10 protein-coding genes are annotated in these 11,484 nt (G+C 72.0%); 4 read left to right on the top strand and 6 right to left on the bottom strand.

Annotated elements, in window-relative coordinates; all coding sequences use genetic code 11:
- Window positions 1-120 precede the first annotated feature (120 nt).
- From QSK32_RS15065 to QSK32_RS15055, 3 genes are all read right to left on the bottom strand, one after another.
- Entirely contained in the window at window positions 121-3,063 is a 2,943-nt protein-coding gene (locus QSK32_RS15065) for a PAS domain S-box protein (RefSeq protein WP_052720228.1), read from the bottom strand.
- A 70-nt stretch (window positions 3,064-3,133) separates the two neighbouring features.
- Window positions 3,134-3,433 (bottom strand): DUF1905 domain-containing protein, encoded by a 300-nt coding sequence (locus QSK32_RS15060; RefSeq protein ID WP_045741002.1) that lies wholly within the window; start codon window positions 3,431-3,433, stop codon window positions 3,134-3,136.
- The gene (locus QSK32_RS15055) at window positions 3,411-4,118 is read right to left on the bottom strand and encodes a TetR/AcrR family transcriptional regulator (RefSeq protein ID WP_045741003.1); all 708 of its coding nucleotides are present in this window, start codon (window positions 4,116-4,118) and stop codon (window positions 3,411-3,413) included. Before QSK32_RS15055 ends, QSK32_RS15060 begins: the two co-directional genes overlap by 23 nt.
- 79 nt (window positions 4,119-4,197) lie before the next feature.
- On the opposite strand from QSK32_RS15055, the gene QSK32_RS15050 reads away from it, so the two are divergent.
- The 4 genes from QSK32_RS15050 to QSK32_RS15035 all read left to right on the top strand — a co-directional run bounded on the left by QSK32_RS15050 (window position 4,198) and on the right by QSK32_RS15035 (window position 8,248).
- Window positions 4,198-5,610 (top strand): NAD(P)/FAD-dependent oxidoreductase, encoded by a 1,413-nt coding sequence (locus QSK32_RS15050; RefSeq protein WP_045741004.1) that lies wholly within the window; start codon window positions 4,198-4,200, stop codon window positions 5,608-5,610.
- 9 nt (window positions 5,611-5,619) lie between these two features.
- Complete coding sequence (locus QSK32_RS15045; RefSeq protein ID WP_045741005.1) at window positions 5,620-6,510, top strand: helix-turn-helix domain-containing protein; 891 nt, start codon at window positions 5,620-5,622, stop codon at window positions 6,508-6,510.
- 110 nt (window positions 6,511-6,620) lie between these two features.
- Window positions 6,621-7,031, top strand: coding sequence for an SgcJ/EcaC family oxidoreductase (locus QSK32_RS15040; protein ID WP_285472271.1), 411 nt, complete (start codon window positions 6,621-6,623; stop codon window positions 7,029-7,031).
- A gap of 35 nt (window positions 7,032-7,066) precedes the next feature.
- Complete coding sequence (locus QSK32_RS15035) at window positions 7,067-8,248, top strand: hypothetical protein (protein ID WP_285472270.1); 1,182 nt, start codon at window positions 7,067-7,069, stop codon at window positions 8,246-8,248.
- Here the strand turns inward: QSK32_RS15035 and QSK32_RS15030 are convergent.
- From QSK32_RS15030 to QSK32_RS15020, 3 genes are all read right to left on the bottom strand, one after another.
- The gene (locus QSK32_RS15030; protein WP_045741007.1) at window positions 8,202-9,335 is read right to left on the bottom strand and encodes an alpha/beta hydrolase; all 1,134 of its coding nucleotides are present in this window, start codon (window positions 9,333-9,335) and stop codon (window positions 8,202-8,204) included. The two genes, QSK32_RS15035 and QSK32_RS15030, sit on opposite strands and share 47 nt — an antisense overlap.
- A gap of 420 nt (window positions 9,336-9,755) precedes the next feature.
- A complete protein-coding gene (locus tag QSK32_RS15025) occupies window positions 9,756-10,535 on the bottom strand; it encodes an ABC transporter permease (protein WP_045741008.1) in 780 nt (259 codons plus the stop codon).
- Entirely contained in the window at window positions 10,532-11,440 is a 909-nt protein-coding gene (locus tag QSK32_RS15020; RefSeq protein ID WP_285472269.1) for an ATP-binding cassette domain-containing protein, read from the bottom strand. The genes QSK32_RS15025 and QSK32_RS15020 overlap by 4 nt, the downstream gene beginning before the upstream one ends.
- Between the last annotated feature and the right edge of the window lie 44 nt (window positions 11,441-11,484).

The raw sequence follows: 11,484 nt of genomic DNA, 5'->3' as shown, positions 1-11,484 counted from the left end.
CACCGTCGTCGTCCTCCTGTCACCCGGGTGCAGTATCCCCGAGATGCTTGCACTACAGCAACAAACCCGGACCCTTCATTGTAACGAACACCAAACCGGCACTGAGCAGGACCTTTTCCCTCAGGGGACAGCCGGAAGAGCAAGGGTGAAGACCGAACCGCCGCCCGGCCGTGGCCGGTACGTGACATCACCACGGTTCGCCCGGGCCAGCTCCCGCACGATGTACAGGCCCAGTCCCGTCCCCCTCACCCGGCCCGCGGTCGCCCCGCTACGGGCGAACCGCTCGAACAGCTGCGGCCGGAACCCCTCCGGTACCCCGGCCCCCTCGTCCGTCACACCGATCAGCACCGTCCGGCCGTCCCGGCGCACGTCGACCGCGGTCGCCCCACCGCCGTACTTGGCGGCGTTGGACAGCAGATTGGTGATGATCTGATCCAGGTGGCCCGGCTGCACCAGCGCCGCCACCCCGTCCGCGCCGGAGAGCACCGGCTCGTCCCCGCTCGCCGCGACGGCGGCGAGCAACCGCTCCCGGACCGGGGTCGGCTCCGGGTGCGCGGTCAGCTTCCCGGCGTCCAGGGCCACCAGCGCGAGCACCTCCCGCACGATGGCGTCCAGGCGGTGCGCGTTGCGGTCGACCACCTCGACCAGCCGGCGCTGCCGGGCCGGTGGCAGGTCGTCCCAGTTGTCCAGGGCGGTCTCGGTGTTGCCGATGATCGCGCACAGCGGGTTGCCGATCTCGTGCCCGAGCATCCCGATCAGGTCCAGCTTGAGCTGGTTGGCCTCCTCCAGCTGGGCGTTCTTGGCGGCCAGCGAACCCATCGCGGCGTCCCGCTCGGCCTCGGCCGTCCGCCGGTCGGTGATGTCCTGGTACACGCCGATGAACCGCTCCGGCTGGCCGCCCGAGTCGCGTACCGCGGAGATGTTCATGTGCACGTCGAGCAGCGTGCCGTCGGCCCGGACCAGATGGCCCTCCGCGCTGACCGCGTCGCTCTCCCCGGCGAACATGGCGGCCAGCGCGGCGTGCCGGGACTCGCTGACGGCCGGGTCGTACACCCGGTCGGCTGTCGTGCCGATCAGCTGCTCCCGGGCGTACCCGAGCATCGCCGCGAACGCCGGGTTGACGTCCTCGATCGTGTCGTCCAGGCCGCGGATCATCTGGCCCACCGTCGAGTACGTGAACTGCGACCGGAACCGCTCCTCACTGGCGGACAGCGCCAGCTCGGCCGTCCGCCGGGCGGAGATGTCGGTGTTGATGGAGAGCACCCCGGCCGGACGTCCCGCCGCGTCCCGTTGCAGCGCCTGACGGCTGAGAATGGTCACCCTCCGGCCGTCCGCCCGCCGGTGCTCCAGTTCGCCTTCCCACTCGCCCTGCTCCAGCAGGATGCCGGTGACGCTCTCCCGGTCGGCGCCGCCCAGCCAGGTGGTGGCCAGCAGACGGTCCACGTCGTGGCCCGCCGCGACCTGCGCCGACCAGCCGTAGACCCGTTCCGCGGCCGGATTCCAGTACTGGATCCGGCCCTGGAGGGATCGCACGATCACCGCGTCCTGGGTGAGGTCGAGCAGCTGGGCCCGTTCGGCGATCTGGGCCATCAGCTGCGCCTGCCGGTCGGCGTCACCGGCGTGCCGCAGGGCCCCGCTGCACGCATCGGCGAGCAGGGTGAGCTGCTGCTCGTCGTTCTCGTCGAACGCGTGCCGGTGGTCCGCGCCGACGGTCACCGCACCGATCACCGACCCGCCGGCGAACAGCGGCGCGACCATCAGCGCGGCGATCCCGATCGCCCGGCAGGTGTCCCGGTCGGCGCCCGGCTCGGCCTCGACGTCCCCGCAGCGGCGGGTGACGCCGGTGGACATCGCGGTGCCGGTCAGCGACGTGCCCGGGTCCAGTTCCCGGCCGACCAGGAACGTCACCTCCGGCGTCGCCGCGGCCACCCGCAGCACACCGTCGTCGTCGAGCAGCGAGACGATGACCTCGGTACTGCCCGGCAGCGCCGCGGCCGTCCGGTCCACCACCAGCCGCACCACGCGCTCCCGGTCGGTCGCCGCCGCGGTCAGCTCCCGCTGCGCCGTGATCGTCGCGCGGAGGCGTTCCGTCTCGCGCTGCTGCGCCGCCTGCACCGCGGTCTGCACCTGCCGCTCCCGGGTGATGTCGCGTTGCACCACCACGGCGCCCAGCACCCCGCCGTCCGAGCCGACCAGGGCCCGGCCGGACACCAGCACCCGGATCGCCGGACCGTGCTCGGGGGCGATCACCATCTCGGCGTCGGTGACCTTGCCGTCGTGCAGAGCCCGGGCCAGCGGCACGTCCGCCGGGCCGAGCGGGGTGACGCCGTCGGCGTGGAACAGGCCGTACCGCTGGGCGTGCAGGTCCGGGTGCAGCTCCGGATCGGCGTCCAGCCCGTGGAAGTCCCGCGACGCCCGGTTGAACAGGGTCAGGTGGCCGGTCCGGTCCGCCGCCACGATGCCGACGTCGATCGTCTCCAGCACCGCGCCGATGAACTCGGCCCGGACCTCCAGCTCCCGGACCGCCACGGCGAACCGTTCCCGCTGCCGGTCGGCCTCCGCGGCCAGTTCCGCGTTGATCCGGGCCTGGCGGCGGCGCTCGAACTGGGCGACCACCACCCCGGCCGCGTCGACCGCGCGGGCCACCCGCTCGGCGCCGGCCTCGCCCGGCTCGGTGTCGAACAGGCAGAGGGTGCCGAGCGCGTGCCCACCCGGGGTGACCAACGGGACGGAGAGGTAGAACCGGACGTCGCCCAGGATGCCGGTCACCCAGGGGTTGGTGGCGTACCCGGGGTGCTCGCGGGCGTCGGCCAGACACACCGGCTCGCCGTCCTGGAAGTGGACCGCGCACATCGAGTCGGACCGGGCCGAGTCCCCACCGTCGAAACCCACCGTGGTCAGCTGGCACTGCCGGTTCTCGTCGATCAGGTTCAGGGTGCCGTACGGGACACCGACCGCGGCCGCCGCCAGCCGGACCAGCGCCTCCAACTCGTCACCGGCCGGCAGGTCCAGGAGTCCGTACTCGTGCAGCTCGGCCAGCCTGGCCCGTTCGTTGCCGCCCACTGGAACCAGCTCCCCCGGTCGCCCCCGTTTCGGGGCTGATCGGCAGCCGGAGCGCCGGGTCAAGCACTGGTCAGATGTCGATCAGCTCGACGGTCACCGCGGCCCGGTCGCCGACGCCGAGCGCCTCGGACCGGCGCACGTCGCGTTTGACGGGCAGGACGTAGGCGCCGCGTTTCGCGTCCGGGAAGATCGAGGTGCGCCAGGTGGTGGCGCCGATCGTCACCCGGACCCGGACGGAGCCGAAGCCGCGGCGCAGACCGCCGACCAGCTCCTTGATCTCCTCGGACTCGTCGGCCGGCAGCGAGACGAACGTCCAGCTGTCGCTCCGGGACTCCCACAACCACAACTCAGCCTCGAAGTCCACGCGCACCGGACAAGCTTAGGGCCCGCAACGCATCGATCATCTTGGCCATCACGCCCGGGAACGCCGACTTCGTGACCTGCGCCAGCTCGTCCCGTACCGCTGCCAGGTTGGGATAATCATTTTCGGACACCGATGCGTACGCCCGGGTGAGCGCCTCGACGTCGGACTGCTCCTGCCGCGGGGTCGTCTCGGCGGCGTCCATCGCGGCCAGGGCCAGCACCGCGTCGATGTAGTCGCTCCAGTGCCGGACCGCCTCGCCGGCCGGGAACCCGGCCCGGAGCAGCAGGCCGATGCCGATGTCGTCGGCGCGCATCTCGTTCGGTCCGGCGGTGAACCGGCTGGCCCGCAGCGGGGCCAGCCGCGGGTGGGCGAGCATCGAGGCGTGCACCCGTTCACCCATCTCGCGCAGCGACTCCGCCCAGTCCTCCCCGGGTTCAAAACCGGCCATCGAGTCACTGATCAATCTATCTGCGATCGCGATGAGCAGGGCGTCGAGATCCCGGAAGTAGCGGTAGACCGTGCTGGGGTCGGCTCCGAGTTCGACACCGAGACGCCGGACGGTGAGCGCGTTGCCGCCGGGCGCCTCGATCAGCCGCAGCGCCGCATCGATGATCATGTCCGGTTCGAGGACCACGCCGCTGCGCGTCGGCCGCCGGCGTACCCGGTTTCCGGTGGGTCGTGAGGTCGCCATCTGATCGGCTCCTTATGTCAACGCATTGACATAAGAATAGCCGGACGGTTTCCTGGGGCTCTGACCAGGGAGGATCAGCATGCAGGCGGACAGACCGGCCTACGACCTCGACATCAGGACCGAGGAGTCGCGGATCCGCACGGCACTCGCCGGCGCGGCCCGCACACCGTTCTGGCTCGAGGACCCCGGCCGTCCCGCCCCGCAACCCGCCCTGATCGGCGGCACCGACGCGGACCTGCTGATCATCGGCGGCGGCTACTGCGGTCTGTGGAGCGCCCTGCAGGCCAAGGAGAACGATCCCGGGCGCGACGTGGTCCTGGTCGAGAGCAACGAGATCGGCTGGGCGGCGAGCGGGCGCAACGGCGGATTCGTCGAGGCCAGCCTCACGCACGGACCGGAGAACGGGCTGCGCAACTTCGCCGTCGACCTGGCCGTCCTCGAAGCCCTGGCCGAGGAGAACTTCACCGAGTTCCGGACCGCGCTCGACCGGCACGGGATCGACGCCGAGTTCCACGAGGGCGGCGCGCTGGACGTCGCCACCGAACACCACCAGATCGCCGACCTGCGCGCGGCACCCGGGCGTTTCCTGGACCGGGACGAACTGGCCGGGCTGGTCCGCTCCCCGCTGTACCGCGCCGGCGCGTTCCGGGAGACCGGCGCGGCCCTGGTCCACCCGGCCAAACTGGCCTGGGGACTCCGGGCGGCCTGCCTGCGGCTGGGCGTCCGCGTCTTCGAGCACACCCCGGTGACCCGGCTCGCCGACGAGGGCGGTGCGGTCCGTGCCACCACCGGGATGGGCACCGTCCGGGCCCGGCAGGTCGTGCTGGCCACCAACGGCTTCCCGTCGTTGCTGCGGCGCAACCGGATGCTGACCCTGCCGATCTACGACTACGTCCTGATGACCGAACCGCTCACCGAAGCCCAGATCGACGACATCGGCTGGCACGGCGGGTTCGGCATCTCCGACTGGTCCCGGCAGTTCCACTACTACCGCAAGACCGCCGACAACCGGATCCTCTGGGGCGGGTACGACGCCGTCTACCACCGTGGCGGCGGCGTCCGGCCCGAGTTCGACCAGCGCCCGGAGACCTTCGCCCGTCTCGCCGACCACTTCCTGCGCACCTTCCCGCAACTCGGCGACGTCCGTTTCACCCACAGCTGGGGCGGCATGATCGACATGTCGACGCAGCTGGCCGCGTTCCAGGGCGTGGCGATGGGCGGGAAGGTCGCGTACAGCAGCGGTTTCACCGGTCTCGGTGTGGCGGCGACCCGGTTCGCCGGCACCGTGATGCTGGACCTGCTGGCCGGCGCGGACACCCCGCGGGCCCGGCTGCGGATGGCCACCCGCCGGCCGCTGCGGATCCCGCCGGAGCCGCTCGCGTACCCGGCGGTCCAGGTCATCCGCCGGGCGATAGCCCGCGCCGACCGCAGCGGCCGTGACGGGCTTCTCCTGCGAACCGCCAGCCTCTTCGGCTTCTCCTTCGACTCCTAAAGTGGCGGTATGAGTGGTGCCGACGCCTTCCTCGACGAGCTCTCCCGCAGCGGGCTGCCACCGCTGATCGGCAAGCGCCACGCCGGGGACGGGTTCCGGGCCGGGATCGTGGTCCGCGACCTCGGGCCGCTGCGGCTCGCCGAACTCGTCACCCCGGAGGGCGAGTGCTTCCGGACCGCGCGGTCCGCCCGGGACGCCGACGCCGGCATGTGGCAGCTCGAGCTGGTGACCCGCGGCTACGTCCGGGCCGAGCATTCCAACGGCACGGCGGTACTCGGGCCGGGCGATCTGATGCTGCTCGACCCGGCCCGCCCGGTCAGTTTCGCCACCACCGACACCACGAGCGTGACGATGATGGTGCCGCGGACCACGCTGCGGCTCGCCGCAGCGGACGTCGATCGTCTCGCCGGGGTACGCATCCGCGGCGATCACGGTCCGGCGGCCCTGGTAGGCGCCCTCGCCCGGGACATGGCCCGCTCGGTGACGGGGTTCCGCGACGACGAGGCGGCCCGGTCCGCCGATGCCGTGATCGCGCTGATCGCCGTCGCCCTGGCCGCCCCGCTGCGCGACGTCCGGCCGGCCCCCGACGACGTCCTGCGCAACCGGATCACCGGTTTCGTCGAGGCCCGTCTCAGTGACCGGGGCCTCTGCCCGGCGGCGGTCGCCGCCGCGCACCACATCTCGCTGCGCCGCCTGCACCGGCTCTTCGAGGGCGAACCGCTGACCGTGGCGGCCCTGATCCGCCGGCGCCGGCTGGAACGGTGCCGCGCCGACCTGGCCGCCGGGCACGGCGTCGCGGCGGTGGCGGCCCGGTGGGGTTTCGCCGACCCGGCCCACTTCAGCCGGCTGTTCACGGCGACGTACGGCTACAACCCCTCGACCCTGACATCCGGGCGCTGATGTCCAGCCGGTTGGCACGGATCGTCACGGCTTCTCCCTCTCGGCCCGGCGAGGATCGGAACCTCAGGAGACATCGAGAGGGCAGAACAGTGGAACAGAACGTCGCGTCGATGAGCACCATCCCGCTGCGCATGTACGAGGCCTGGAACCGGGGGGATGTCGAGGGCTTCTTCGCCGACTTCGCGGAGGACGTCGTCTTCGCCGAACTGGAGGGGACCGTCTACCGCAGCCGCACCGAGGCGGTGGAGCAGCACAAGGTGCTGCTGGGCACGGCGATGAAGGGTTCGCAGCTGGTCAAGGGCGAGGTGGTGGTCGCCGAGGAGGTGAGCCCGGGCGTCGGCGTGGTCCACAGCCGGGTCGGCATCCTGATGCCGGGCGAGCAGGAGCCGCCGGCGACGCGGTTCTCCATGCAGCTGTTCGTGGTGCTGTGGCGGGCGGACCGCTGGGAGGTGGTCGCGCTGGAGAACGCCCGGCTGCTGACCCTGCAGGCGATGGCGGCGCTGGAGACCATGACCGCCTGACCACGGTCACCGTCGGTGACGTAGGCTGCCTCGGCATGCGTACCCTCGCTTTGATGAACATCTGCCTGCTGACCTGCGGTGGGCTGGCGGGATCAGCATCGGTCCGCGGGGCCGGGGCGGCCGTCGCGACTCTCGACGCGCCCGCGGTTCTGGCCGTCCCCGCGACGCTGCCGCCGACAAGCCGGCGCGACCCCGAGCGCCCGGCGGCCGGCCGGACGACCGTCGTGACCTCGGACGACACCTGGCGCACCACGGCGCACGGCCAGTATCTCGGACTGGCCGGTCCGGCAGGTGACACGAACCGCTCGGTGTGGGGATACGGGACGGCCGGCATCGACACCGTACTGTCCCCGAACGGCACGCATATGACGCAGAGTTACTATTCCCAGGACATCAGCGACAACCCCGCCGACGTCGGCGCCGAGGGACCGGACGACGATCTGTCGTACGCACCGCAGGCCTGGTCGCCGGACGGCCGGCACCTGGCCGTCCTGACGAACCTCGACGCCACCGCGGTGGACCGGCCGGCCCGGACGCTGCAGATCGTCGACACGAAGGAACGGCGGCACGAGATCACCGCCGTCGCGTGGGGCCGCTGGCCGGCCCGGGGGTGGGCGGTCGCGTTCTCCCCGGACAGCACCCGGATCGCCGTCCAGGACGGCGACCGGATCCGGATCGTCGGCCTCGACGGCGCCCCTGCCGGTGAGGTGCCGATCCCGGCCGGGAGCAGGCTGGCCGGACGAGGCGCCTGGACCCCGGACGGCCGCGGCCTACTGGTTCTGTCCCCCACCGGGTCCGCGGCGGGCTGGACCGTGCAGGCCGTCGCGATCGACACCGGCCGGGCGACCGGCCCGGCCCACCGGGTGGACGGCGCCTACGCGGTGCGGGCCGTCGGCTGGTGGCGGGACACCGACGACCCGGTCCTGGTCGAATACCTCACCGGCTCCCCCGCCTCCCCCTGGCGAGACGGGGAGGTCGATCTGGCACCGGTGACCTCGACGAACCTGGTGCGCCTGCTGCCGGACGGCGACCGTACCGTGCTGATCCGGGCGTCCGCCCAGGCCCTGGAGCCGGCCGACGTGCTGCTGCGGGGCTGGTCGCCTCTCGCCGGGCTCCACCTGTCGCCGCGCCGGGTCTTCGTCCTCCTGCTGCTGCTCACACCGGTCGTCGTCATCCTCGGGCGAAGGTGGCGAGGATCCTGGGCAGGGCGAGCCTAGGAGTCTCCGCATGATCGGTCTCCGGTCCGAGATCGATCAGCCGAGCCGCCCCGCCGAGACGGTCCCGGCACCACGCCGAGTTAGCGATCGGCACGTCCCGGTCCCCGGAGGCGGCATAGAGCGTCACGGGTACGCCCGGACGCCAGTCGCAGTACCGGTCGGCGGCGAGCAGCTCCGGAACCGGCTGCCGCAGGCGCTCGAGCCAGGCCGGGGTGAACAGCTCCCCCACCGTCCCCGGCAGGTTCACGAAGATCTCCTCGTGCGGGTGCTCGCCGTCGAACAGCTCCGGCACCGACGGGTCCCGGAACACCTCGGCCGGCGCGTCGTACCAGTGGTAGAGGCGGTTCCAGGCCACCGTCCAGTACGCCAGATAGGCCACCCCGTTCGCGATCCGCCCGTCCAGCGCGTCCGCCACCAGCACACTCGGCCGCATCGGCCCGGCGATCGGGGCCAGCCCGCCCAGGTCGCCGCGGCGTTGCAGCTCAGCGCCGAGGGCCATCGCCGCGAGACCGCCCTGCGAATGCCCGGTCACTCCGACCCGCGGATCGGGGCGCAGACCGGACCGGACGGCCAGCTGCCGGGCGGCCCGCAGCGCGTCGACCGCGGCGGTGACGGTGGACGGCGTGTGCGCGTACGGATGAAATCCCGGCCCGGCACCCAGACCGAGATAGTCCGGGGCGGTGGTCAGGAACCCGGCCGTGGCGAAGAACAGTGCCGCCGCCCGGTCGTTGCCGTCGGCGACCGAGGCGACCGAACCTCGGTAGGCCGTCGTCCCGTGCAACCAGGTCACCTGGCGCGGCGCCCGGTCCCCGCTGCGGGGCAGGACGACGAGCGCGCTCGCCTCGATCGGCTCGCCGTCCGGGTCGACCGTCCGGTAGAGGATCCGCTTCGCGTCCACGCCGTAGCGAACCGCCGCGGTGTCGAGTCCGAAAGCGGTCAGGTATTGCTTCACCTGCGCGGTGTCCATGGCGGCCACCGGCGCGACATCGATCAGGGCGCCGCGCGTGCTGGCCGAGGCGACCGCGTGGATCGGCCCGGTCAGCAGGACGGCGCCGACGATCGCGGCTCCCAGTGTCTTGAGGCTCATGCCGTTCACTGTTCCGGCCCGGCCCCGCCGGGTCAGGGGTGCAGACTCCCCTGACCCGGTAGTGCTATCCCCCGCTCTTGACGGTGTAGAGCCGCACGTCCTCCGGCGACTCGTGCGGGTGGTGACGTCCAGGTGCCGCGCCATCGCCTCGTCCTTGAAACCGGCCGCAGGCCGCGCCCGTTGAGCTGCTCGCGATCCAGCATGATCACGGCGTTCGCGCCGTCCACGACGGCGTCCCGGAACGACGGGTCGGGGGGACACGGATCTGGACGCCGCGGTCGCGGGCGTACCCGAAACCGCGATGGGGAACGGGGACCTACCCGAAGCGGCAGGCCAGCGCACCCGATCAACGCTCCGGGTGACGGCCACCCCGACCCGCGACGGGGAACGGAAGGCGAGGCTTTCGGTCGGAGACGGGGATCAGGTTCGGAGGCGGCGGTAGGCGCGGGCGGACAGGGGCATGAAGACAGCGGTGATCACCAGCGGCCAGAGGAACGCCATCAGGAGCGCGTGGTCGGCCAGGATGCCGCCGGTCACGCCGCTCGGGTTGCCGAACAGGTCGCGGGTGGCCGTCGCGGTCGCGGACAGCGGGTTCCAGGAGGCCAGCGCGCCCAGCCAGCCGGGCATCGTCTCCGCCGACACTATCGCCGTGGACAGGAAACCGATGGGCCAGACCAGAACCTGCACCGCCGCGGTCGCCCCGTCACCGCGGAACGTCAGCCCGAGGAAGATGCCGATCCAGAGCACCGCAAACCGCAGGAGCAGCAGCAGGAGTACGGCCAGCGCCGCCGGCCCCGGGTCCGACGTGATCCGCCAGCCGATCAGCAGACCACCCGCCAGCAGCACGGACAGCTCCGCCGCCGAGGTCGTCATGTCCGCGCCGACCCGGCCCAGCGCCACCGCCGCGTTGCCGATCGGCATGGACCGGAAGCGGTCGGTGATGCCTTTGCGCGCGTCCGCACCCATCGCCGTGGCGGTCGCCTCGACGCCGAACATCATGCTCAGCGCCAGCATCCCGGGCAGCAGGAACGCGATGTAGTCCCCGCCTCCGGGGACCTGGATCGCCCCGCCGAAGAGGAAACCGAACACCAACAACAGCATGATCGAGAACAGCAGTCCGAAGATCGGGCCCCACGGTTGGCGTACCCAATGGGCGAGGTCGCGTTGCGTGATGATCCAGCCGGCCCGCAGGGTGGTCAACGGATCTGCTCCTTCTCGGTCAGGGTCAGGAACACCTCGTCGAGGGTGGGACGCCGCAGCACCAGGTCGTCCGGCTCCACGCCCAGCTCGTCGAGTGCCCGGACGACCGTTCGCAGGGGCGCTTCGACGGTCACCGTCCGGGTGTCCTCATCAACGGTGCAGGACAACTTCGCGGCCACCGCCGGCAGGGAGTCCCGCGGTGGCACGGTGACGATCACCCGGTCCCCGCCGATCCGGCGTTTCAGGTCGTCCGGCGTACCCGTGGCGATGACTCTGCCGTGGTTCATCACCGAGATCTCGGCGGCAAGCTGGTCGGCCTCATCCAGGTACTGCGTCGTCAGCAGCACGGTAGTGCCGCGGGCGGCGGTGTCCCGGATGGTGCGCCAGACCTCGTTGCGGGCGCGCGGGTCGAGCCCCGTCGTCGGCTCGTCGAGAAAGAGCACGGCCGGCGTCAGGATCAGTCCGGCCGCGATGTCCAGGCGGCGGCGCATTCCTCCGCTGTACGTCGAGACCGCGCGGTCCGCAGCGTCCAGCAGTCCGAAAGTGTCCAGCAGTTCGTCGGCGCGGGCGCGGGCCGCCGTCTTGGCGAGGCCGTAGAGCCGGCCGAACATCACCAGGTTCTGCCGGCCGCCGAGGATCTCGTCGACCGCGGCGTGCTGGCCGATCAGGCCGATCTGGCGGCGGACCTGGGCGGACCGGGTGCGCACGTCGTGGCCGGCGACGGTGGCGGCCCCCTCGTCGACGTCGATCAGGGTGGCCAGCGCCTTGACGGCGGTGGTCTTGCCGGCCCCGTTGGGACCGAGGAGTCCGTGGATCACGCCGGCGTCCACGGTCAGGTCGAAGCCGTCGAGGGCGTGCAGGTCGCCATACCTCTTCCGTAGTCCCTGGGCAATCAAGGTGTGCACCGCGACTCCTAAACTCCGTATGCCTCACGGAAAATGGCTGCGCG

The organism is Actinoplanes sp. NBRC 101535, assembly GCF_030269225.1.
GTDB classification, from domain to species: Bacteria; Actinomycetota; Actinomycetes; order Mycobacteriales; family Micromonosporaceae; genus Actinoplanes; species Actinoplanes rectilineatus.
The sequence above is the reverse complement of the archived record's forward strand: the minus strand, read 5'-3'. Positions and strand labels throughout refer to the sequence as shown.

Bases quoted from the DNA above. Each gene is read 5' to 3' on its own strand.
- QSK32_RS15035 (WP_285472270.1), top strand. From the start codon at position 7,067: ATGCGTACCCTCGCTTTGATGAACATCTGCCTGCTGACCTGCGGTGGG.
- QSK32_RS15055 (WP_045741003.1), bottom strand. From the start codon at position 4,118: ATGGCGACCTCACGACCCACCGGAAACCGGGTACGCCGGCGGCCGACG.
- QSK32_RS15040 (WP_285472271.1), top strand. From the start codon at position 6,621: ATGAGCACCATCCCGCTGCGCATGTACGAGGCCTGGAACCGGGGGGAT.
- QSK32_RS15045 (WP_045741005.1), top strand. From the start codon at position 5,620: ATGAGTGGTGCCGACGCCTTCCTCGACGAGCTCTCCCGCAGCGGGCTG.
- QSK32_RS15050 (WP_045741004.1), top strand. From the start codon at position 4,198: ATGCAGGCGGACAGACCGGCCTACGACCTCGACATCAGGACCGAGGAG.
- QSK32_RS15030 (WP_045741007.1), bottom strand. From the start codon at position 9,335: ATGAGCCTCAAGACACTGGGAGCCGCGATCGTCGGCGCCGTCCTGCTG.